Source organism: Streptomyces sp. NPDC002490, from assembly GCF_040296045.1.
Taxonomy (GTDB): domain Bacteria; phylum Actinomycetota; class Actinomycetes; order Streptomycetales; family Streptomycetaceae; genus Streptomyces.
In genome coordinates, this window is the sequence record NZ_JBEOWM010000077.1 from 1 (window position 1) to 21,665 (window position 21,665).

A 21,665-nucleotide genomic window follows, 5' to 3' on the forward strand; every position below is an offset into this window, starting at 1 on the left:
CGATGGCGGTCCGCAGCAGCGTGCCGTAGTCGTCCTGGGGGAGGTGTGGGGTGTGGTGGCGGGCGGCGTCGATGTGTTCGGGGGCGGCGGCCTGTCGGAGGCGGTCGGCGGACCGGTCAAGGCGGGCATCGGGGCCGCACTCGCCCTGGCCGCGGCCGTCGCGGTGGCCTTCGCCCTGGTCGGCAACGAGGGGGCGCGGCCCGAGGAGCCGCGCGCCCAACCGCCGGTCTCCCAGCCGGGTGAGGCTCCGCCGGTCGCCCGGCCGCAACCGGTGTCCCCCACCCCGGCACCGGCCGCACCCGTCGCCCCGCCGCCCGTGGCGGGCCCGGCCCCGGAAGGACCGGCAGCGGCCGCGGAACCCGTCGCCGAGGCCGAAGCCGAAGCCCCGCCCGCCCTGGAGCCGGCGGAGCCACCGGCCGCGGAACCGGACCCCGAACCCACGCCCGAGCCCGGGCCCGAGCCCGAGGCCGCCCCGTCCGCCTCCGCCTCCGCCGAACCGGAGCCCGAGCCGAACTCTTCCGCGCCCTCCCCGTCCCCCTCTCCGAAGCCCGCGCCCACCCCCCGCCCCGAGCCCACGTCCTCCTCCGCGCCCTCCACCCCGCCGCCGGCCCCGGAGGTCTACGAGTGGAGCGAACTGCGCTACGCCGGCCTCGGCGACGGCACCGGACCGGAGATGCGTCCCGGCGAGAGCAGTTGGGTGTGGCAGCGGCGGGGCCCGTCCATCGCCGGACAGCCCTACCCGCACGGGGTGACCGTGCACGGGCAGTCGTCCGTGACCATCGACCTCAACCGCGCGTGCCGGTCCTACGACGCCGTCGTCGGCGTGGACGACCTCGCACTCGGCGGCGGCAAGGTGCGCTTCGCGGTGTACGCGGACGGGGAACGGATGTGGCACTCGCCGATGGTGAAGGCGGGCCGGCCGGGCGTCGCGGTCCACGTCGACCTGACCGGACGGTCCACGATCCGCCTGGTCGTCGAACCGCACACGGTGTTCGACACCCTGGTGCTCTCCACCTGGGCGCAGTCCCGGTTCACCTGCTGAGGGCGGTTCGCCCTCAGGGACGGGCCCCGGCCCCCAGGGCGCCGCGGGCGGCACCGAGGGCACTGCGGTCGGGGGCCACCGAGCCGGTGGGCACCGCCCGTTGCCGGCCGGGCGTCCCGGTCCAGCAGGTGCCGCGGCGGGCGAGCAGCCGGCGCAGCCAGAGTTCGACGGCGACCAGGTCGGCGAGGCCGGCGAGGGCGTCCGGGGGCAGCGGTGCGCCCTCCGCGGCGGCCCGCAGGGCCTTGCGGACGGTCCGGGCCTCCACCAGCCCGGCGTCGGCGAGCAACGGGGTGCCGAACAGGTCCAGCAGGTCGGTGAGGGCGGTGCCCAGCCCGGTGCGGGCGGCGCTGGTCCGCGGGGCGGGCGCGGGGGTGCCCCAGCCGGGCGGCAGGTGGGAGATCCCGGAGTCGGCGAGGACCGTGCGCAGGACGTCGGCGCGTGCGCCGGGGCGCACCCGGAGCGCTTCGGGCAGCGCCCGGCAGGCGCGGACCACCTGGTTGTCGAGGAACGGGGCGTGCAGTCGCTGGGAGCGGACCTCGGCGGCCTGTTCCAGGATCCGCAGGCCGGCGGCGTGCCGGGCGAGCGCGGCCCGGGCGCGGAACTCCCCGGGGCGCAGGCCGGGCCCCGGCCCGGGACGGCCGGCGCCGCTCTGGAGGCGGGCGGCGACCTCGGCGAGGGCCTCGCCGGTGAGCCAGGGGGCGGCGGGCCCCGGGCGGGCCCAGGTGAGGGCGGCGAGGAAGGCCCGCAGCGGACCCTCGCCGCCGGGCTCCTCGGGGCGGCGGCGCAGCAGCCGGTCGGCGAGGGCGTCGATGCCGGCGCGGTGGGGGGTGCGGGCGAGGCGGCGGGCGGCGACGTAGGCGCGGGTGGCCCCGGGCAGGCCGAGGGAGCCGTTGCCGTCGACCTTGCCGAGGGCGGCGACGGGCCGGATCAGATGGCGTCGCTTGCGGTCGATGAGGAGGTCGGCGAGGCGGGCCGGGTGGGCGTCGAGGACCTGGCGGGCGCCGTGGCCGGTGAGGTGGTCGGCGCTGCCCGCGGCGAGCCGGGCCCGGTGCCGGGCCGCGGTGACCAGGCCGGGCCCGGGTTCGTCGGTGAGCGGGCCGTCCAGGTCGACGTAGGGGAGGGTGCGTTCGGTGCCGGCGACGACGACGTGGTGGAGGCGGGGGTCGGCGGCGAGGGCGCCCGCGCGGGCGAGTTCGTCGTCCTGCGCCCGCTCGTCGGCGGCGGGGGCGGCGAGGTCGTTGAAGGTGACGGCGAGGAGGCGTTCGCCGCCGCCGGTGCCGTGCCCGCGGACGGTGCCGGGCACGCCGGGCAGGCCGGCGGCGAGCAGGGCGAGGGTGGCGGAGGCGGGGCCGCCGGACAGGTCGGCGCCGACGCCGGGGGCGGGGGTGCCGCGGGCGGCCCGGCGGTCGGCGGGGCCCATCCCGGGGACGGGACCGGGGTCGGTGAGGGCGCCGGGGACGTGCCGGGGGGCGGAGAGGCGGGCCCGGACGGCTTCCACCAGGGCCTCGCGCACCCCGTCCACGGCGCTGGCCGCGTCGATGGGCGGCGCGGCCACGGTGAGGGAGGTGACGGGGTCGTACCCGGCGATCTCGCGGGCGCCCTGGCGCAGGATCAGCGCGTGTCCGGGCGGTACCCGGTGCACCCCGAGGTAGGGGGTGGAGTCGTGCAGGGCCTCGGGGACGTCGGGGGTGGCGAGGAGCGCGGCGAGGTGGCCGACGTCGAGGTGGGCCTCGACGAGGTCGGCGAGCGGGAGGGCGGCGGTGGCGTAGGCGGTGCCGCCCGACCAGGCGGTGTGGAAGACGGGCCGGGCACCGGCGAGGTCGCCGGCGACGGTGACCCGGCGGCCGCTCTGGACGACGGCGGTGTAGCTGCCGGACCAGGCGGTGAGGTGGCGCAGCGCGCCGCCGCGGGCGACCAGGAGTCCGTGGCGCAGTTCGTCGTCGGAGGCGCCGCAGGTGCCGAGGACGGCGAGGCGGGTCCCGGCGTCGACGGTGAGGGTGCGGATCTCGTCCGGGCGCCAGTCGCCGACCGCCCAGAGCGGGTCCGGGTCGGCCCACAGGAGTTGGGCGCCCACGGGTTGGAGGGTCTCGCCGTCCGCACCGACCGTGCCCGCACACCCCGGTCCGGACCTGCTCGGGGCGGCCGTGCTCCACCCCACCAACCACCGCATCGACGCCTCCACGAGCTGTGGACAACCAGTGCACCGCAGGAACCAGGAACCACGGACCCGGACCATGCTGCCACGAAGGAGGAGCGCGGGAGCGCCTCCCGGCCGGCTTCCCGGGTCGTGGTGCGCGGCCCCTCCGCACACCGGCGCGCGGGACGGCGGACGCGCACGGGCCGGAGAGCTGCGCGCTGCACGCGCCCCCCGTCCGCTCCCTGAGCGCCCCGGGGAGCGGGCGGCGCGACCAGGGGTGACGGTTCGTCGGCCGGGAGGCGGCTCATCCGAACCCCGCCGGTGCGGTCGGGTCGTCGATCGGGTGTATACGGTGGACGGGTCGGGTCGCCGACCGGTCCGCGCCCCGGCGCGGACCCGGGTTCGGGTGGTTCTGGGGGCGCTTGGCCGCCGGCGCCGCGGGCTCCTCCCCCGGGGAGTGGGCGCGGGACCGGAGCTCCGGCGCACGGAACGGACGGCGCGCACGGGGGTGTTCCTGCGCGAAGAGCTTGCGGAATCAACGGCAACAGGGGCGATATTCGGCCAACTTGGGCGAGCCGAAGCGCCCCGAGGGCTCCCGTGTGGACCCGTGTGGACACAACGTGCAGTCCGGGAGGCGGTGTTCGCCTCCCGGACCGGTCCGCCACCCGCGGGGATGAAGGCGGCGGTGTCCCCCAGCCCACTGGAACCTGTTCAGCGGGCCGACCCACGCACCATCCATGGAACCCACCGGCCCCCGGACGGAGAAGAGCGCACGGACGGGCGCACGGCCACACGTGTGGAGCACACAGTGATCGGGGGGCGGACGGGGGTCGCCACCACAATCTCGCCATCCGGAACTATGCCTCTTAACGCATGGGATGCGCCGAACTACGCTGTGTGTGTCTGTGTTTCACAGGGGCATATACCTCTGGGTACGGCCAACCGCTCATGCGGCCGGCACCCGGTACGCCCCCGGGAGGCGCGACGCGAATGCCGCGCGGTCAGCACCGCGGCGGCGGCCGTCTGTGTCGAGGGGTGGCGCATGTCCAGGGAGCAACGCGGACCGAACGAGAAGCTCGGCGCCGTACTCGCCCTCGCGGGGATCAGCAACGCCGGACTCGCCCGCCGGGTCAACGACCTCGGCGCCCAACGCGGTCTGACGCTGCGGTACGACAAGACCTCGGTGGCCCGCTGGGTGTCGAAGGGCATGGTGCCGCAGGGCGCCGCCCCGCACCTGATCGCCGCCGCCATCGGCCAGAAGCTGGGCCGCCCGGTCCCCCTGCACGAGATCGGCCTGGCCGACGCCGACCCGGCGCCCGAGGTGGGCCTCGCCTTCCCGCGGGACGTCGGCGCCGCCGTGAAGTCGGCGACCGAGCTGTACCGGCTGGACCTGGCCGGACGGCGGGCCGGCAGCGGCGGCATCTGGCAGTCCCTCGCCGGCTCCTTCGCGGTGAGCGCGTACGCCACGCCCACCTCCCGCTGGCTGATCACCCCCGCCGACAACTCCGTCGCCCGGGAGGCCAACCCGGCCGAGGACAGCGGCTCCGCGCTGAAGGTCGGCCACAGCGACGTCACCAAGCTCCGCGAGGCCGCCGAGGACGCCCGCCGCTGGGACTCCAAGTACGGCGGCGGCGACTGGCGTTCCTCGATGGTGCCCGAGTGCTTAAGGGTGGAGGCCGCGCCGCTGCTGCTCGGCTCCTACTCCGACGAGGTGGGCCGCGCCCTGTTCGGCGCCGCCGCGGAACTGACCCGGCTCGCCGGCTGGATGGCCTTCGACACCGGGCAGCAGGAGGCCGCCCAGCGGTACTACATCCAGGCCCTGCGGCTGGCCCGGGCGGCGGCGGACGTCCCGCTCGGCGGGTACGTGCTGGCCTCGATGTCGCTCCAGGCGACGTACCGGGGCTTCGGCGACGAGGGCGTCGACCTCGCGCAGGCCGCCCTGGAGCGCAACCGCGGCCTGGCCACCGCCCGGACCATGAGCTTCTTCCGCCTGGTGGAGGCCCGCGCCCACGCCCGGGCGGGTGACGCGGCGGCGGCCGGGACGGCGCTCAAGGCCGCCGAGGGCTGGCTGGAACGTTCCCGCGACGGCGACCACGACCCCACCTGGCTCGGCTTCTACTCCTACGACCGGTTCGCCGCCGACGCCGCCGAGTGCTACCGCGACCTCAAGGCCCCCCGCGAGGTCCGGCGCTTCACCGAGCACGCCCTGTCCCAGCCCACCGAGGAGTTCGTCCGCTCGCACGGGCTGCGGCTGGTGGTGTCCGCGGTCGCCGAACTGGAGTCCGGCAACCTCGACGCGGCGTGCGCCCAGGGCGTGCGCGCCGTGGAGGTCGCCAACCGGATCTCCTCCGCGCGCACCACCGAGTACGTGCGCGACCTCCTGCACCGCCTGGAGCCCTACGGGGACGAACCCCGGGTGGTCGAGCTGCGCGAACGGGCCCGACCGCTGCTGATGGCACCGGCCTGACCCGGCCCCGGTGACGGTCGGCGCCCCGTCCGCCGGCCCTTCCGCGGCCCCCGTCGAGCCCGCCCGGGCCCCGTGCCGACGTGACCTGCGTCAAAACCGACCCGGTCGGGTTTGACACCGCTGTCAGTGGCACAGTGCATTATCGGGAGCGGGAGGTGAGGCGCGTGGTGGCGTACGACTGCGATGTGCTGGTGATCGGTGGCGGTATCGTCGGGCTGTCCACGGCCCATGCGATCACCCGGGCTGCCCCGGGCACCCGGGTCACCGTGCTGGAGAAGGAGGCGGGCCCCGCCCTCCACCAGACCGGCCGCAACAGCGGGGTGATCCACAGCGGGGTCTACTACCGCCCGGGCTCCCTCAAGGCGCGGTACGCCGTCACCGGCGCCGCCGAGATGGTCAAGTTCTGCGCCGAGCACGACATCCCGCACGAGGTCACCGGGAAGCTGATCGTGGCCACCGGCCGCGCCGAGCTGCCCCGGCTGCACGGCCTGGTCCAACGCGGCCGGGAGAACGGCATCCCGGTGCGCGAGCTGGGCCCCACGCAGATCGCGGAGGCCGAACCCGCGGTGCGGGGCATCGCCGCGATCCACGTCGGCACCACCGGGATCTGCGACTACCCGGCGGTGGCCCGCCGGCTCGCCGAGGACTCCGGCGCGGAGATCCGCTACGGCGCCGAGGTCGTCCGCATCGACCGCCGGCCCGACCGCGGGGTGGCCGTGCTCACCGCCACCGGCGAGGTGCTGCGCGGCCGGGTGCTGGTGAACTGCGCCGGGCTGCACTGCGACCGCATCGCCCGGCTCAGCGGCGACGACCCCGACGTCCGGATCGTCCCCTTCCGCGGCGAGTACTACGAGCTGGCCCGGCCCGAGCTGGTGCGCGGACTGGTCTACCCGGTGCCCGACCCGGCCTTCCCCTTCCTCGGGGTGCACCTCACCCGCGGCATCGACGGCGGGGTGCACGTCGGCCCCAACGCCGTCCCCGCACTCGCCCGTGAGGGCTACGACTGGCGCACCCTGCACCCCGGGGAGCTGGCCGGCACCCTGTCCTGGCCCGGCTCCTGGCGGATCGCGGGCCGCCACTGGCGCTACGGCGGCGGCGAACTGCACCGCTCCCTGTCGAAGAAGGCGTTCACCCGGGCGGTGCGCCGACTGCTGCCCTCGGTCACCGCCGACGACCTGATACCGACCGCGGCCGGCGTCCGCGCCCAGGCCGTGCTGCGGGACGGCACCCTGGTCGACGACTTCCTGCTGCGCGAAGGCCCCCGCACCGTCCACGTGCTGAACGCCCCCTCCCCCGCCGCCACGGCCTCCCTGCCGATCGGACGGGAGGTCGCCGGCCGGGCGCTGCGGATGCTGACCGCCATCGACGACTGAGCCGGCGGTGCACCGGCCTTTCGTAGAATCGCAGGCACTGTGTCCGAGCATGACGAATCACTCCAGAGTCCCCGCGCCCCGCTGACCGGAGCACCCGGCCCGGCCCCCGCGGACCCCGAGCCGACCGCAGCACCCGGCCCGGCCGCCCGGTCGCGGATGTTCCCGCCCGGCGAGGGCCCCGCACCCGACCCCGCGGGCGCCCACTTCGACCGGCGCATCCGCAGCTTCCAGCCCCGCCGCAGCCGGGTCACCCGGGGGCAGGGCGACGCCATCCGCCGCCTCTGGCCCGCCTGGGGCCTCGACATCGACGGCAGCCGCGTCCTCGACCTCGACGAACTCTTCGGCGGGCTGCCCGTGGTGCTGGAGATCGGCTTCGGCATGGGCGAGGCCACCGCGCGGATGGCCGCCGAGGACCCCGGCACCGGCATCCTCGCCGTGGACGTCCACACCCCCGGCCAGGGCCATCTGCTGGGCCTCGCCGACCAGGCGGGCCTGGACAACGTCCGGGTCGCCAACGGGGACGCGATCATCCTGCTCAGCCGGATGTTGGCACCCGACAGCCTGGACGGGCTGCGCGTGTACTTCCCCGACCCCTGGCCCAAGAAGCGGCACCACAAGCGGCGCATCGTCCAGCCCGAGTTCCTGACGCTGGCCGCGAGCCGGCTGAAGCCGGGCGCCCTGCTGCACTGCGCGACGGACTGGGAACCGTACGCCGAGCAGATGCTGGAGGTGCTCACCGCGCACCCCGACTTCCAGAACGTGCAAGCCGACGGCGGCTTCGCACCCCGACCCGCGTTCCGACCGCGCACCCGCTTCGAGGGCCAGGGGCTGGAGAAGGGGCACGTGGTGCGTGACGTGCTGTTCCGCAGGTCGGTGCGGGCCGGGGACGACCGCTAGGGCATCGCCTCCGGGGCGGACGGCACCGTAGGGTCGTGGCGATGGCCACCACTCCCGCGCGACGCCCGACCGGGGACGGCGCTCCGCCCGGTCCCGCGCCCGCCGCCCTGCCCGACCTTCCCGCCGCCCCGCCCGCAGCGCCGCCCCGCGCGCGCTGGTGGCGGCGGCGGCGCGTGACGATCGGGGCGGGCGCCGGGGTGCTGGCCCTGTGCGGAACCGTGCTGCTGGCCCTGGTCCGCGAGGAGACCGGGACCCCGGGGTTCCTGGTGGGGCTCGCTCTGGCCGTGCTGCCGGTGCCGCTGCTGCTGGCCGCCTTCCACTGGCTGAACCGGGTGGCGCCGCGGCCCTGGCGGGACACCGCCTTCTGCTTCGCCTGGGGCTCCTGCGCCGCGGCGCTCATCTCCATCGTCGCCAACAGCTACGCCGTCCACTGGATAGCCGACGAGACCGCCGACCCGGACGGCGCGGACACCCTGGGGGCCACGGTCGTCGCCCCCGTGGTGGAGGAGTCCGCCAAGGCCGCGGCCATCCTGCTGGTCTTCGTGTTCCACCGGCGGGGCCTCACCCGCCTCCTCGACGGGGTGGTGGTCGCCGGAGTGACCGCCACCGGGTTCGCGTTCGTCGAGAACGTCCTCTACCTCGGCACCGCCTTCGACACCGACCGCACCAGCGGGGACACCGGGCTGGCCTCCCTCACCCTGATGACCTTCCTCGTCCGGGTCGTGCTGTCGCCGTTCGCCCATCCCCTGTTCACCGTGGTCACCGGCCTCGGCTTCGGGCTGGCCGCACTGCTGCCGCCCCGGCAACGCGTGCGGCGCGCCCTGGCCCCCGCCGTCGGACTGCTCCTCGCCATGGGGCTGCACGCCCTGTGGAACGGGTCCACCACCTTCGGCGACGCCGGATTCTTCCTGGTGTACGGGGTGTTCATGGTGCCCGTGTTCGGCGTGGTGACCTGGTGGACGCTCCGGACCCGGCAACGGGAACTGAAGGTCCTGCGCGAGGTGCTGCCCGACTACGTCGCGGCGGGCTGGCTCGCCTTCCCGGAACCCTTCGCCCTCGGCTCGCTGCGCGCCCGCACCCTGGCCCTGGACCACGCCCGCCACCACGGCGGCGCCCCGCTGCGCCGCACGGTCCGCGCCTACCAGGACGACGCCACCGCGCTGGCGCTCCTCCGGCACCGGGGCGCCCGCGGCGCCGCGGGCCCCGACTTCCTCGCCCGGGAACGCCGGCTGCTGGACGCCCTGTGGGACCGCCGGCACGCCGTGCGTCCGTCCCTGGTGCACGGCGCCCTGCTCACCGCGCCCTGGTCGGTGCTGCCGCCGCCCGCGTACGGCTACGGCGCCCGGTTCCCCCACGGGCACCCCGGCTACGGGCCGCCGTCCCCCGGGGCGCCCGTGCCGGCGCCGGGCACCGCCCCGGGCCGGCCGGCCGAGGGGCAGGGCTGACCGGCACGGCCACGGACGTGGACGCCGGCCCGGGCCCGGTTCGCCGTGCGCTCGGCGCAGCGGGTGAAGTGCGCGGGCGAGGACGGCCCGCTCCTCCACCACGACCGGGACCCGCAGTGGCACGAACGCGTGGACGGCAGGCCGTGCCCGCTCCGGGTCCCGGGCCGCGAGCGGGCCGGGACCCGGAGCGGGCACGGGCGGGCGTCAGGCGGACGCCTCGGTGAGCAGGGAGACTTCGGCGTCCGTGAGTTCCAGCTCCGCCACCGCGAGGAGGGCGGTGAGTTGCTCGGGGGTGCGGGCGCTCGCCAGCGGGGCGGCGATCGTGGGGCGGGCGGCCAGCCAGGCGAGGGCGATGGTGGCGGGCTCGGCGCCCCGCTCCGCGGCGACCGCGTCGAGGGCGGCGAGCACCCGCCGGCCGCGGTCGGTGGCGAGGTGGCGGGAGGCCGAACCGGAGCGGGCGCTGTCGACGGGGGTGCCGGGCCGGTACTTGCCGGTGAGGAAGCCCGCGGCGAGCGAGAAGTAGGGCACGGCCGCGAGCCCGTTGCGGGAGGCGACCTGCTGGAGGGTGCCCTCGTAGCTGTCGCGGGCGACGAGGTTGTACTCGGGCTGGAGGACCGCGTAGCGGGCCAGTCCCTCGCGGTCGGAGAAGTCCAGTGATTCCTGGAGCCGTTCGGGGCTGATGTTGGAGGCGGCGACGGCCCGGACCTTGCCGGCGCGGACCAGGTCGTCCAGGGCGCCGACGATCTCCTCCACCGGCACGGTCACATCGTCGAAGTGGGTGTAGTACAGGTCGATGTAGTCGGTGCCGAGCCGGGTGAGGGAGGCGTCCGCGGCGGCCTTGACGGTGGTGGCGGAGAGGCCCTTGTAGTCGGGGTGGGAGCCGACCTTGGTGGCGACGACGACGTCCGCGCGGTTGCCGCGGGCGGCCATCCACCGGCCGATCAGGGTTTCGGACTCGCCGCCCCGGTTGCCGTCCGCCCAGGCGGAGTAGGCGTCGGCGGTGTCGAGGAAGTTGCCGCCCGCGTCGGCGTAGGCGTCGAGCACGGCGAAGGTCTGGGAGGTGTCCGCGGTCCAACCGAAGACGTTGCCGCCGAGGGCGAGCGGGAAGACGTCGAGGCCGGACGGACCGAGCGGGCGCAGAGTGGTCATGGTGCTAGTCAACACCCCTGGCCGGCAACGCCTTCCCCGGACCGGCGGACCTGGTGCGTCGAGGGGACGAACCCGGTCCGCCGGCGCTCTCGCGGTGTGGGGGGACACCCGTCGCGGAACCGGGCGCACGACCGCGTGCGGAGGTGCGCCGGGCGCCGGTGGGGGTGACGGGTGGGTACGGGGGCCGCGGACCCGGGAGGGTCAGAGGCTGAGGCCCTTGCCGCGCAGGAACGCGGCCGGGTCGACGGCGGCGCCGCCGCCGGGGTGGACCTCCAGGTGCAGGTGGGCGCCGGTGCTCTTGCCGGTGGAGCCCACCGAGCCGATGAACTGGCCGGTGGTGACCTTCTGGCCGACGCTCACGCCGATGGACGACTGGTGGGCGTACCAGAGTTCGGTGCCGTCGTCGAGGGTGAGGACCGTGCGGTAGCCGTACGAGCCGGACCAACCGGCCTGGGTGATGGTGCCGCTGCCGATGGCCTTCAGCGGGGTGCCGGCGCCGGCGGCGAAGTCGAGGCCGGTGTGGGCGCCGGAGGACCACATCGCACCGGACTGCCCGTAGGAGGAGGTCAGCGTGTACGAGGAGAGGGGGAGCGTGAAGCTCTTGGCGAGCTTCGCGAGGCGCTCCTTCTCGGCCTGCGCGGCCTTGGCCCTCGCCTCGGCCTCCGCCTTCCTGCGCTCCGCCTCGGCCTTGGCCTTCGCCTTGGCCTTCGCTTCGGCTTCCGCCTTGGCCTTGGCCTTGGCCTCCGCCTTGGCGGCGGCTTCGGCGGCCTTCTTCACGGCGGCCTTCTCGGCTGCGGCGCGGGCCGCGGCCTCGGCCTGGTCCTGCTGCTGCTCGGCCTGCTGGAGGATGCGGGTGCGCAGGGCCTCGCCCGCGTCGGTGGCGCCCCGGGCGGCGTCGGCGGTGGTGACGCCGGCACCGGTCAGGGGGGCCACGGCGGGGGTGGCGGCGGCCTTCTGCTGGGGCTCCTCGGCGGAGTCCCCGGGCATGATCGAGCCGAGGTCGAGGTCGGGCATCGAAATCTTGATGGGGGGCTTGCCGCCCTGCGCGGTGGCGATGCCGCCCGCGCCGACCGCGGCGATGACGCCGACGCCCAGGACCGTGGAGCTGCGGGCGAGCCCGCCGCGCTGCTTGGCGACGCGGTGGCGACCGCGCACCGGTCGGACGGTGTCGGCGGTGGGGTTCCAGACCTCCCGCGCCTCGCCCTCGGTGACCTCGGGGCCGTACACCCGCTGGTAGGGGGAATGGGTCCCGTCCTCGACGGTCGTGGATGCGTGAGGGGCTTCGGGGGCAGGCCGATTGGACGCCACTGAGGCGTACTCCTTCCTTCCTTCTCGCCTACCGGGTTAGCTGACGGGTTCGGAGCAGGAAGGTCTCCTACGGGTCGCCTTCACGAGAAGGCGGCCCGATTCACCCCAAGGTGGTGGTTCCCCGGTTCCCTCGCGGGATTCGGCGCGTGCGCACGGAGCCGCCTCTGTGACGGCTGGGACGACCGCGCTGCGTTATCGAACGTTAATAGACCCGGGGCTCGGATTCCAAGCGCTTCCGAGTGATCGTTAGCGCTCACAGCAGGGACTTATCAGGACACGGAGGGGCGGATACGGGCGAGTTGGCGGTCGGACAATATTCCTCGGCGAGGCACTTTTTTCCCTGACGGATACTCAGTTGTTATCGGAAAGCGAAGCCGTGACTACAGGGGGTGAGGGGGCTGATGGGAGGCCGCCGGACGGCGGGGCACCGCCCCCGCCGCCGGGGGCGTCAGGGCCGTCGCACCGCCAACATGGCGAGGTCGTCCTCCGGTCCCGCGCCCGTGTGCCGGACGACCTCCTGGGTGAGGGCGGCCAGCAGCTCCTCCGGGCCGGGGAAGGCCCGGCCCCGCAGCCACCGCGCCGGATCGAAGAACTCCCCCCGCCCGTCCCGGGCCTCGGACAGTCCGTCGGTGTACACCAGCAGGGTCGTCCCCGGCGGGAAGTCCACCTGGTCGCAGGAGTCGGGCCACACCCCCAGGTCGAGCATGCCCAACGGCAGTGCCGGACGGCGCGGGAACACCACGGTCAGCCCCCCGTCCGGGACCAGCAGCAGCGGTGTCGGATGCCCCCGGTTGAGGATCCGCACCACGTCCTGACCGTGCGGCAGCTCGGCGAGCACCGCGGTCGTGAACCCCTCGAAGTCGTCGACCTCGCGCCGGCGCACCCCCTCCCGGGCGAGGGCGCGTTCCAGCCGACCCGCCACCGCCTCCAGGGTCGCCTCCTGCTCCGCGGCCTCCCGGAAGGCCCCGATGAGCACCGCCACCGCCGACACCGCGCCCATCCCCTTGCCCCGCACGTCACCCACCACCAGCCGGACCCCGTGCGGGGTGTCCTGCACCGCGTACAGGTCACCGCCGATGGACGCGTCGGCCTGCGCGGCCTCGTAGCGGGCGGCGATGTCGAAGCCGCCGATCCGGGCCGCGGGCTCCGGCAGCACGGCCCGCTGGGCCGCCTCCGCGACCTCCCGGGCCGAGGCCAGCCGGGCACTGCTGCGGCGGGTGAGCCGGTTGATCACGACGGCCAGGACGGACACCACGACGATCGTGGCCAGGTCGGTGAAGGACTCGGCCCGCCCCAGGTCCCCGTCCTCCCACCGCTCGCTGATCATGGCGGCGCAGGCCGCGAGCCCGATGGCCACCGTGCCGAGCAGCCCGTAGAAGGGGGCGGCGGCCAGCGGTGCCGCGGCCAACAGGGGCGCGGCGGTGATCCGGGACGGGGTCAGCTCGTCGTAGAACACCCCGGCCACGATCAGCAGCAGCGGAAGCGCCCGGACGAACCGGTTGCCCCGGCGGGCCCGGCGATGACGCCCGCCGACACCCGTCCGCGCACGGGCCCCGGCCTCCGCGGACTCCTCCTCGGTCGGTGCACCTCCGTGGCCCACGTACCGTCTCCCGCCGCCTGCCTACCGATCGCCGCCCGTCCCAGGCTGGCCCCCGCCCGGGCCGGCAGCGACCCGTACGGGCCGTACGGGTGAGGGCAGCACACGACGAAGGCCCGGAAGCAAGGGCTTCCGGGCCTTCGTACGGAGTAGCGGGGACAGGATTTGAACCTGCGACCTCTGGGTTATGAGCCCAGCGAGCTACCGAGCTGCTCCACCCCGCGTCGGTAAGCCCAACTCTACACCACGTCCGGACCCCTCCGACCACGCCTTTTCCGCTACCGCCCACCCGCCCGCCCGGCGCACCGGACGACCCCCGCCCGGCGGACCCGGCACCCGGTCAACGGGCGCACCGCGGGAGCTGCCCGGTTCGGGTGGCGATGCGGCGGATTCTCGACGGTGGCCGCCCGACGCCCGTCATCCTGGGCCCATGAGTGACGAGACCTGCCCGGCGTGCGGCGGCACCGGACTCACCGAACACGAACAGCACACGGTCGAGACCGACGAGGAGGGCAGCCAGACGCCCCTGGTGCGGCGGTGGACCGGGGCCTGCGGGACCTGCACCGGGACCGGCCAATCCCACTAGGAGACGCACATGCGCACCTGGTACGTCTGCCTGGGCTGCACCGCCCGGTACCTTCCGCCCGCCCCCCTGCCGCTCCCCCCGGGCCCCGTCGCCCGAGCCCGGGACGAACCCGCCGACCCGGTCGCCTGCCAGGAACCCGCCTGCCGCGAGAAGGCGGCCCGCATCGTCGACAGCGTCGGCCTCCCGGCCGAGACCCTCGCCCGCTGGGCGCGCAGGGCCGCCGGCCTCGACGGCGACCGCCGCGCCCCCCGCGGCCACCGACCCGCCCGCGGCCGTCGCTCCGCCGCCGGCCCGGGGGCGGGCCGCAACAAGTTCCTGTGAGAGCGCCGGGGGGCCGGCCCGGCCGTCCGGTCCCGTGCGGAGCGGGTGGGCCCGTGCGGCGCTCACGCGCCGCCCGTTGCGCTCGACAACGCCGTGCAGCCGCCCGCTCGTTGGACGCGGGGGCGTCGGAGCCCGTCGCCGACGCCCCGTTCGTCCGGTCCCTCACCGCGCGCCCGCGGCCGGGAATGACGGAGCGCCCCGACCGGTGGAAACCGGTCGGGGCGCTCCGTCGCAGGTCAGAGGGTTTCCCTGGCTGCCGATGGTAGGCCGTGTGGGACTCGAACCCACAACCAATGGATTAAAAGTCCACTGCTCTGCCAATTGAGCTAACGGCCCCTACCCGCAGAGCATAGCGGGGCACCAGGGACAGGCGGGGCCTGTCCCCCGGTGGTGGCGGGGTCGGCGTCCGGTGGGCCGGGTGGACGAGGGGCCGGGGCCGCCGCCACGGGGCGCACCTTCATCCTGACACCATCGGCGTCCGGGTGCGTGCTGGTTTTCGGGCACGCACCCGAACAACGGCGAACCGGGTGCCGCCCCTTGACGAACAGGCGGCACGAGGGGCGGGCACCCGGTTCAGCGAACGGACCCGGGGTCAGCCGTTGCGCTTCCAGCGCGGCTTGTCGTCGCGGCGGTTGAGGCCGGCGCCCCGGTGGTCGTCACGACGGCCGTACGGGCGGTCGTGGCCGCCGGTGCGGTGGCCGCCCGAGGGGCGGTCGTCACGACGGTCGCGGTTGAAGGGGCGGTCGTGGCCGCTGCGGTGGCCGGAGGACGGGCGCTCGTCCCGGCGGAACCCACCGCGCTCCGGACGGTCGCCGTCGCGGCGGAAGCCTCCGCGGTCGCCGTCACGACGGTCGTCCCGGCGGAAGCCCGGACGGTCGTCACGACGCTCGAAACCACCACGCCCACGGTCGTCACGACGCTCGTCACGACGGAAACCACCACGGTCACCGTCACGACGCTCGTCACGGCGGTCATCGCGACGGAACCCGCCGCGGTCGTCACGACGCTCGTCGCGGCGGAAGCCTCCGCGGTCGCCGTCACGACGGTCGTCACGGCGGAAGCCCGGACGGTCGTCACGACGCTCGAAACCACCACGCCCACGGTCGTCACGACGCTCGTCACGACGGAAACCACCACGGTCACCGTCACGACGGTCATCACGGCGGAACCCGCCGCGGTCGTCACGACGCTCGTGCGAGGGGCGCTCCTCGGCGACGGGGGCCACCGGCGCTTCCTGCGGGGCGGGCTCGGCCGCAGCGGCCTCGGCCGCCTCAGCGAGGGCCGTCTCGGGGTCCTCGCCGCGCTCGCGGGCCGCGCGGGCGATCAACCGATCGGCCTCGTCGCGCAGTTCGGCAGCCCGGCGCTGGGCGCGCTCCAGCTGCTTGGCCAGGTCCTGGACCTCGCGCTCGGCCTGCTTGGCGGCGCCGGACACCGAGTCGGCCTGGACCTCGGTCATCGAGCGGGCGCCCGTGATCTCGGCGACCTCGGGCTCGAACACCCCGCCGCCGCCGACGATGTGGCGCGAGGCGTCGACGCCCGCGTCCTCCATCAGCCGGAAGATCTGCCGACGCTGGTGCGGCAGCGCCAGCGAGACGACCGTGCCGGAGCGGCCGGCGCGCGCGGTGCGGCCCGAGCGGTGCAGGTAGTCCTTGTGGTCGCCGGCCGGGTCCACGTTCAGGACCAGGTCGATGCCGTCGACGTGGATGCCGCGGGCGGCGACGTCGGTGGCGACGAGGACGTTGACGTACCCGTCCTTGAAGTCGGCGAGGGTGCGGGTGCGGGCGCCCTGGGTCATGCCGCCGTGCAGGGCGTCGGCGCGCACGCCGGCGTCGCGCAGCTGCTCGGCGACCCGGTCGGCGCCGAGCTGGGTGCGCACGAAGATGATGGTGCGGCCCTTGCGCGCGGCGATCGCGGCGGTGACCGGGGCCTTGTCGCGGGGCTTCACGATCAGGATGTGGTGGGTCATGGTGGTGACCGCACCGGCCGAGGGGTCCACCTCGTGGGTGACGGGCGCGTTGAGGTAGCGCTTGACGAGGGTGTCGATCTCGTTCTCCAGGGTGGCGGAGAACAGCATCCGCTGGCCGCCCTCCGGAACCTGGTCGAGCAGTTCGGTGACCTCGGGCAGGAAGCCCAGGTCGGCCATCTGGTCGGCCTCGTCGAGGACGGCGACCTTGACGTCGGCCAGCGAGCAGGCGCCGCGGTTGATCACGTCGCGCAGTCGGCCGGGGGTGGCGACCAGGACGTCGACGCCGCGCTCCAGGGCGTAGATCTGGTTGCCCATGGAGGTGCCGCCGCAGACGACCTTCATCTTCAGGCCGAGCACGTCGCCGTAGGGCTGGAGGGCGTCCGCGACCTGCATCGCGAGCTCGCGGGTGGGGGTGAGGATGACGCCGCGGGGGCGCTTCTTCACGGTGTGGCCGCCCGCGAGGGTCGCCAGCAGCGGCAGGCCGAAGGAGAGGGTCTTGCCGGAGCCGGTGCGGCCGCGGCCCAGGATGTCCCGTCCGGCGAGCGCGTCCGGGATGGTCGCGGCCTGGATCGGGAACGGGGTGGTGACGCCGTTCTGGGCGAGCTTGCGGACGACGCCCTCGGGCAGGCCCAGGTCACCGAAGGTGATGGTGGGCTCCTGCTCGTCCTCGACGGCGTCCTCGACGGCGGCCTCGGGCGAGTCGTCCTCGGCGGAGGCGTTCTCCGCGGAGTCGTCGGACTCGACGGACCCGGTGGGCTCCACCGCGGTCTCGACGGCGGGGGCCGCAGCGTCCTCGGTGCTCTCGGTGGCCTCGATGGCCTCGGTGTTCTCTACGGACTCTGCGGGCTCCACGGGCTCTACGGCCACGTCGAGAACACGGTCAGCGGGGGAAACGGACATGCGAAATGCGAACCTTCCGGAGTTCACGGCACGCGCCCAAACTCCGTGAAGCTGCTAGCGACCGCCTCAATGCGGTTAGGCCACGGCAAGGGAGTACGCGCCACACGCGGCGCGCTTCGTTCCTCGCTCTGTCGAGGAGTGCGCCGGGCAAATGGGATCAAACGATCTACCACCATACGCACCTTGGCCCCGCCGAGGCAAATGCGCGTGGCGTGACCCCCCTCACTCCCCTCCCCGAGATCCCGCAAAGCCCTGCCAACGCCACCAACGACCCCAAGGCCCCCAAGCCGCCAGCAAGCGCCCCGTCCGCCCCCGCGCAACAGTCCGGACGGACACCGTTCCCCCCTTCCCCGCACGGGAGTTGGCGCGAGACGGGCCCGGCGCGGACGCCGGCCGGCCCGTCACGGGCGAGGGCCGCCCGATCCCCCGCTCCTCGTGCTCCGTGTCCTCGCGCCCGGACGGGGAGTTGGACAACCGTAGTCAATTCGCCCGCCCCGGAGGTGGCCCGTGCGTTCCCTGTCCGTACCCGTTCGCCTGGCCGCCCTGGCGGCGGCGCTGGTCGCCGCCACGGGCTGCGTCAGCGTCGGCGGGGAGACCGCCCGGCCGGACGGCCGCACGCCCTCCCCCGGACCCCCGGTCCGGGGCAGCGCCGTGGAGACCGACGGCGGCCCCTCGGGCGTCGGCGACTACGACCACCACTCCGGACCGCGGGACGCGAAGACCCAGCACAGCGGGGACCCGAAGGCGACCGAGTCCGTGCTCCCCTCCGCCCCCGCCTCCGCCACCCCCGAAGCCACCCGGCCGGGCACCCCCGGACAACCGCCGCCCGTGCGGGCCACCCGCCCGCCGCGGCCCGTGGCGCCCGGCGCACCCAGCGCCCGACCGCCAGAGCCGCCGCCCGCGCCGCCCCGCACCACCCCCGCCGCACCCCCGGCGCCGGACCCGGCCCCGCCCTCGCCCGAGCCGGTGGAGCCCGCACCGGCGGAACCCTCGCCCTCGGCGCACCAGGAGACGCCGCCGCAGGGCCAGGCGACGGCCTCCGGACCGCTCGGCACGGAGCCCTCGCCGCAGGCGGGCGACCGGGTGGCGTGACCCCGGGGCCGTCGCGGCGTCCGTCCCGGACAATGGTGGGGTGCTGGAGATGACGCGAGAGGCGTTCGAAGAGCTGGTGGCCGAGGCGCTGGACACGATCCCGCCGGAACTGACCCGGGTCATGGACAACGTGGCGGTGTTCGTGGAGGACGAGCCCCCCGCCGACGACCCCGAACTGCTCGGGCTCTACGAGGGCACCCCCCTGACCGAGCGCGGCGAGTGGTACGCGGGCGTGCTGCCCGACCGCATCTCGATCTACCGGGGGCCGACGCTGCGCTACTGCGAGACCCCCGAGGACGTGGTCCACGAGGTGGCGGTGACCGTGGTGCACGAGATCGCCCACCACTTCGGCATCGACGACGACCGCCTCCACGAACTCGGCTGGGGCTGAGGGGGACGGGCGCCGGTCGGGCCGGGCCGCACCCCCTCCCACAAACCGTTTTGGCGATACCTCCCGCCATCCCATATGCTTCTCACGTCCCCGACGCGCTGGAAAGCGCGCAGGCGGGCCGATAGCCCTCATCGTCTAGCGGCCTAGGACGCCGCCCTTTCAAGGCGGTAGCACGGGTTCGAATCCCGTTGGGGGCACCGTGTGCGAGTTCGCTCGTCACACATCCAGGTCCTGTGGAGCAGTTTGGAGTGCTCGCCACCCTGTCAAGGTGGAGGCCGCGGGTTCAAATCCCGTCAGGACCGCTGTAGCCCTAGCGGGCTGCGTGGCTGGGTAGCTCAGTTGGTACGAGCGATCGCCTGAAAAGCGATAGGTCGCCGGTTCGATCCCGGCCCCAGCCACCATCTTGAGAACGTCCCGGACGGTATACCGTCCGGGACGTTCTCGTTGTATGCGCCAGCAAGGACCACCCCTGACAGCAATCGGACCCCGGCGGCTTCATCTGCTGACATGGTGCTGACACGTCAGCACGGGACTGCGGCGGGTTCCTGAGCACTGAGCCCCGGCCGCTCCCGCGCGGAACCCGTGCTGTCGGGCGATGGGCCATGGCACTGACGGGTGTGGGCAGTATCGTCGGAGGTATGCAGGAGCGCTGGGGGGATGAGCAGGCAGCCATGGTCGTGCTGCTCCGGCGTGCTCTTACGGAAAAGCAGGAGCGGGAGACCATGGCCCGGGTGATTGAGGTCGGCAGCGCCTGCCGGCTTCTGAGCAAGGAGCAGCCCTCACTGTTCGGCGGCACCACCGACGAAGAGTTGCCTGCTGCCCGTGTCGCGCTGGCACGCTGGGCGGCGCAGGACATCGGGGTGCGGGCGCTGACCGAGCCGGGCTACCCACATCAGCTGAGCAGCGCTTTCGACGCACCCGGGCTGGTTTTCACCCGCGGCACCGTGCTGCCCGCCGATGCAGGGGTTGCGGTGGTCGGCTCGCGCAATGCCTCGCGGAAGGCTCTCGCTGACGCTGCCCTCATCGCCCGCGGACTGGTCGAGCGCAACTTGAGCGTGGTGTCCGGACTGGCATCGGGCATCGACACTGCGGCGACTGTGGCCGCGCTGGAGGCGGGCGGGCGCGCAGTCGGTGTGATCGGTACTGGGGTCTACCACGCCTATCCACCCGAGAATCTGGACCTGCACCGCAGGGTCGTCGCCTCTGGCCTCGTACTCTCCCCTTTCTGGCCGGAGACTCCGCCCTCGAAGACGACCTTTCCGCGCCGGAACGGCACGATGTCGGCGTACGGCCTGGCCACGGTGATCGTGGCAGCCGGCCCGCGTAGCGGTACCCGTATCCAGGCCCGCAAGGCCGTCGAGCACGGCCGTCCGGTGGTTTTGATGCGCTCCGTCCTCGACGGCAACGACTGGGCGCGTGAGTTGCTGGACCGCCCGGACGTCCATGTCGTTGACGACGTTGACGGCGCCTTGGCCGTGCTGGACGACATCGTGCGCCGTCCATCGGACGTCGACCGTCTGCTTCGGGACCTCGTCGACCTGCCGTGACAGCCGAACCGAGGGGTGGGCGGGGTGCGCGTGCCACCGAGATCATTGCCCGCACTCGATTCGTCGATCACTTTCTGGCCCCGGTCCGTTCCCTCCGCGGCATCTGTGAGGCGTGCGCCGAGCCGCAGCCCGGCGATGACCGGCGGTGGTGTGCCACCTGCACGGCCCACAGCCGACAGGCAGCGGCGCTCAGGACGCAGGCGGCAGACCGAGTCGTCTTCGCGGCGTACTCGGTCGCGGGCCGCCAGTCCGACTGGGACATGCACCGGTACAAGGCCGCTTCGCCCGGTCCGACGAACCCGTCGTGGATGCGGGTGGCAGGGTTGGCCGCGCATTTCGGTCTGATGCACCGCGCCTGCCTGGACGCCGGACGCCTTGGGCCCATCGACGCTTTCGCGGTGGTGCCCTCGCTCAGCGGCCGGCCGTCGCCGCACCCGATTGAAGCCCTCGTGAGCTATCTACTGCCGGGTGTCCCTGCCGTCCCGCTGTCTGCGTCGCCTGTGGAGCGGGGAGACCGTGATCAGCGAAGGGCCTTCCGGCCCGACTACTTCGCCGTGAGCCACGGCGGCGTGGTCCGTGGTTGTCATGTCGTGCTCTTCGACGACACCTGGGTGACTGGCAGCCACTTCCAATCCGCCGCAGCGGCTCTGAGACAAGCCGGCGCGCTGCACGTGACGGGCCTGGTTCTCGCTCGCCGCCTGCGTCCGGACTGGGGTGCGAACGCGGCCTTCATCACCGAGCAGCTCACCCGTCCATACGACGTCACGGTTTGCCCGGTAGGTGAGCATCTGGCCCAGGAGGGATGACGTACATCAGCTTGGCTGGGGGCCGTGCACCCTCTTGAACCGGAGGATTCCCGGCGGGGCCTTTTCCGTGGGTCACCCCGCGCCGGGGGCGCTGTTCGCCGAGGAGTGCGCCCGCGGCGCCGGCGGTGACGACCAACGCCAGCGTCCACAGCCACCGGGACGCGGCCCAGGACGCGCCGTCCGGCACGGCGAACGCGCCGGCGCCGACCGGGCTCAGGGCGAGGGCCGGGGCCAGCAGCACCGCGCACGGCAGGGCCGGGGGGCTGCCCCGTTCGCCGCCGCCGAGGCGGAGCCCGAAGGCGGCCGACAGGACCGTGACCGCAGCCAGGGCGCCCGCCTCCGGGGACAGCCCGGCCACCAGCCCGGGGCCGGCGGCCGGGTCGAGCGCGTGCCCCAGCAGCAGCCCGCACCCCGTCCAGAGCGCGGCCAGCGGGACGAGGACCAGGGCCAGCCGCAGCAGCCGGCGCAGCGTCCGCGGGAACGGCAGGGTCGCGGTGGTGCCGGCGGCCGGGTCGTCCAGGGCGAACGCGAGGGGGACGGCGCACACCACCGCCGCCCAGCGCAGCGCTGCCGCTCCTCCTCGGGGCCGAGCCGGGCCCCGAGGAGCCGTTCACGTACCCGTTCAACATGACCACCCAGCC

General features: G+C 74.7%; 17 protein-coding genes, 5 tRNA genes and 1 riboswitch. Of the genes, 14 read left to right on the forward strand and 8 right to left on the reverse strand.

All coding sequences use genetic code 11. The features are described from left to right. Positions 1–1,042, forward strand: a 1,042-nt coding sequence (locus ABT092_RS29210) for an NPCBM/NEW2 domain-containing protein (RefSeq protein WP_351249191.1), incomplete at its 5' end; no start/stop codon positions are given. A 13-nt stretch (positions 1,043–1,055) separates the two neighbouring features. Here ABT092_RS29210 and ABT092_RS29215 read toward each other — a convergent pair. After that, the gene (locus tag ABT092_RS29215; protein ID WP_351249193.1) at positions 1,056–3,212 is read right to left on the reverse strand and encodes an asparagine synthase-related protein; all 2,157 of its coding nucleotides are present in this window, start codon (positions 3,210–3,212) and stop codon (positions 1,056–1,058) included. 1,009 nt (positions 3,213–4,221) lie between these two features. On the opposite strand from ABT092_RS29215, the gene ABT092_RS29220 reads away from it, so the two are divergent. From ABT092_RS29220 to ABT092_RS29235, 4 genes are all read left to right on the forward strand, one after another. Further along, positions 4,222–5,646, forward strand: coding sequence for an NsdA family TPR-like regulatory protein (locus tag ABT092_RS29220; protein WP_351249195.1), 1,425 nt, complete (start codon positions 4,222–4,224; stop codon positions 5,644–5,646). Between the two features lie 134 nt (positions 5,647–5,780). Continuing rightward, positions 5,781–7,019: an L-2-hydroxyglutarate dehydrogenase gene (gene lhgD, locus ABT092_RS29225; protein WP_351249197.1), complete on the forward strand. Its 1,239-nt coding sequence runs from the start codon at positions 5,781–5,783 to the stop codon at positions 7,017–7,019. A gap of 39 nt (positions 7,020–7,058) precedes the next feature. After that, the gene (gene trmB / locus ABT092_RS29230; protein WP_502968533.1) at positions 7,059–7,916 is read left to right on the forward strand and encodes a tRNA (guanosine(46)-N7)-methyltransferase TrmB; all 858 of its coding nucleotides are present in this window, start codon (positions 7,059–7,061) and stop codon (positions 7,914–7,916) included. Between the two features lie 41 nt (positions 7,917–7,957). Then, entirely contained in the window at positions 7,958–9,361 is a 1,404-nt protein-coding gene (locus tag ABT092_RS29235; RefSeq protein WP_351249199.1) for a PrsW family intramembrane metalloprotease, read from the forward strand. A 204-nt stretch (positions 9,362–9,565) separates the two neighbouring features. Here ABT092_RS29235 and ABT092_RS29240 read toward each other — a convergent pair whose 3' ends face one another. From ABT092_RS29240 to ABT092_RS29255, 4 genes are all read right to left on the reverse strand, one after another. Continuing rightward, positions 9,566–10,510: an aldo/keto reductase gene (locus tag ABT092_RS29240; RefSeq protein WP_351249201.1), complete on the reverse strand. Its 945-nt coding sequence runs from the start codon at positions 10,508–10,510 to the stop codon at positions 9,566–9,568. 201 nt (positions 10,511–10,711) lie between these two features. Further along, on the reverse strand, positions 10,712–11,818 hold the full coding sequence (locus ABT092_RS29245; RefSeq protein WP_502968534.1) for a M23 family metallopeptidase: 1,107 nt from the start codon (positions 11,816–11,818) through the stop codon (positions 10,712–10,714). Positions 11,819–11,828: 10 nt separating this feature from the next. After that, a riboswitch (cyclic di-AMP (ydaO/yuaA leader) is annotated at positions 11,829–11,973 on the reverse strand. 293 nt (positions 11,974–12,266) lie between these two features. Next, entirely contained in the window at positions 12,267–13,418 is a 1,152-nt protein-coding gene (locus tag ABT092_RS29250; protein WP_502968535.1) for a PP2C family protein-serine/threonine phosphatase, read from the reverse strand. Between the two features lie 147 nt (positions 13,419–13,565). Next, positions 13,566–13,639: transfer RNA gene (locus ABT092_RS29255), tRNA-Met, on the reverse strand. Between the two features lie 206 nt (positions 13,640–13,845). On the opposite strand from ABT092_RS29255, the gene ABT092_RS29260 reads away from it, so the two are divergent. Next, positions 13,846–14,001 (forward strand): hypothetical protein, encoded by a 156-nt coding sequence (locus ABT092_RS29260; protein ID WP_351249203.1) that lies wholly within the window; start codon positions 13,846–13,848, stop codon positions 13,999–14,001. Positions 14,002–14,010: 9 nt separating this feature from the next. After that, positions 14,011–14,322 (forward strand): hypothetical protein, encoded by a 312-nt coding sequence (locus ABT092_RS29265; RefSeq protein WP_351249205.1) that lies wholly within the window; start codon positions 14,011–14,013, stop codon positions 14,320–14,322. Positions 14,323–14,582: 260 nt separating this feature from the next. Here the strand turns inward: ABT092_RS29265 and ABT092_RS29270 are convergent. Beyond that, positions 14,583–14,658 (reverse strand) — tRNA-Lys (locus tag ABT092_RS29270). A 256-nt stretch (positions 14,659–14,914) separates the two neighbouring features. After that, complete coding sequence (locus tag ABT092_RS29275; RefSeq protein WP_351249207.1) at positions 14,915–17,188, reverse strand: DEAD/DEAH box helicase; 2,274 nt, start codon at positions 17,186–17,188, stop codon at positions 14,915–14,917. Positions 17,189–17,695: 507 nt separating this feature from the next. Between ABT092_RS29275 and ABT092_RS29280 the strand changes: the two genes are divergently transcribed. The 7 genes from ABT092_RS29280 to ABT092_RS29310 all read left to right on the forward strand — a co-directional run bounded on the left by ABT092_RS29280 (position 17,696) and on the right by ABT092_RS29310 (position 21,024). Then, complete coding sequence (locus ABT092_RS29280; RefSeq protein ID WP_351249209.1) at positions 17,696–18,280, forward strand: hypothetical protein; 585 nt, start codon at positions 17,696–17,698, stop codon at positions 18,278–18,280. Positions 18,281–18,320: 40 nt separating this feature from the next. Next, complete coding sequence (locus tag ABT092_RS29285) at positions 18,321–18,671, forward strand: metallopeptidase family protein (protein WP_351249210.1); 351 nt, start codon at positions 18,321–18,323, stop codon at positions 18,669–18,671. 124 nt (positions 18,672–18,795) lie between these two features. After that, a tRNA-Glu gene (locus ABT092_RS29290) sits at positions 18,796–18,868 on the forward strand. A 30-nt stretch (positions 18,869–18,898) separates the two neighbouring features. Continuing rightward, positions 18,899–18,973: transfer RNA gene (locus ABT092_RS29295), tRNA-Asp, on the forward strand. Positions 18,974–18,995: 22 nt separating this feature from the next. Further along, positions 18,996–19,072, forward strand: a tRNA-Phe gene (locus ABT092_RS29300). A 237-nt stretch (positions 19,073–19,309) separates the two neighbouring features. Next, entirely contained in the window at positions 19,310–20,218 is a 909-nt protein-coding gene (locus ABT092_RS29305; protein WP_351249212.1) for a DNA-processing protein DprA, read from the forward strand. Positions 20,219–20,478: 260 nt separating this feature from the next. Then, a complete protein-coding gene (locus tag ABT092_RS29310; protein WP_351249214.1) occupies positions 20,479–21,024 on the forward strand; it encodes a hypothetical protein in 546 nt (181 codons plus the stop codon). Here ABT092_RS29310 and ABT092_RS29315 read toward each other — a convergent pair. Further along, positions 20,981–21,571, reverse strand: coding sequence for a hypothetical protein (locus ABT092_RS29315; protein WP_351249216.1), 591 nt, complete (start codon positions 21,569–21,571; stop codon positions 20,981–20,983). The genes ABT092_RS29310 and ABT092_RS29315 overlap by 44 nt on opposite strands. Positions 21,572–21,665 lie beyond the last annotated feature (94 nt).

What these genes read in the sequence shown, in the direction of transcription:
- ABT092_RS29215 (WP_351249193.1), bottom strand. Translation starts at nt 3,212, where the DNA reads ATGCGGTGGTTGGTGGGGTGGAGCACGGCCGCCCCGAGCAGGTCCGGA.
- ABT092_RS29220 (WP_351249195.1), top strand. Translation starts at nt 4,222, where the DNA reads ATGTCCAGGGAGCAACGCGGACCGAACGAGAAGCTCGGCGCCGTACTC.
- ABT092_RS29235 (WP_351249199.1), top strand. Translation starts at nt 7,958, where the DNA reads ATGGCCACCACTCCCGCGCGACGCCCGACCGGGGACGGCGCTCCGCCC.
- ABT092_RS29240 (WP_351249201.1), bottom strand. Translation starts at nt 10,510, where the DNA reads ATGACCACTCTGCGCCCGCTCGGTCCGTCCGGCCTCGACGTCTTCCCG.
- ABT092_RS29260 (WP_351249203.1), top strand. Translation starts at nt 13,846, where the DNA reads ATGAGTGACGAGACCTGCCCGGCGTGCGGCGGCACCGGACTCACCGAA.
- ABT092_RS29265 (WP_351249205.1), top strand. Translation starts at nt 14,011, where the DNA reads ATGCGCACCTGGTACGTCTGCCTGGGCTGCACCGCCCGGTACCTTCCG.
- ABT092_RS29275 (WP_351249207.1), bottom strand. Translation starts at nt 17,188, where the DNA reads ATGTCCGTTTCCCCCGCTGACCGTGTTCTCGACGTGGCCGTAGAGCCC.
- ABT092_RS29305 (WP_351249212.1), top strand. Translation starts at nt 19,310, where the DNA reads ATGCAGGAGCGCTGGGGGGATGAGCAGGCAGCCATGGTCGTGCTGCTC.
- ABT092_RS29310 (WP_351249214.1), top strand. Translation starts at nt 20,479, where the DNA reads ATGCACCGGTACAAGGCCGCTTCGCCCGGTCCGACGAACCCGTCGTGG.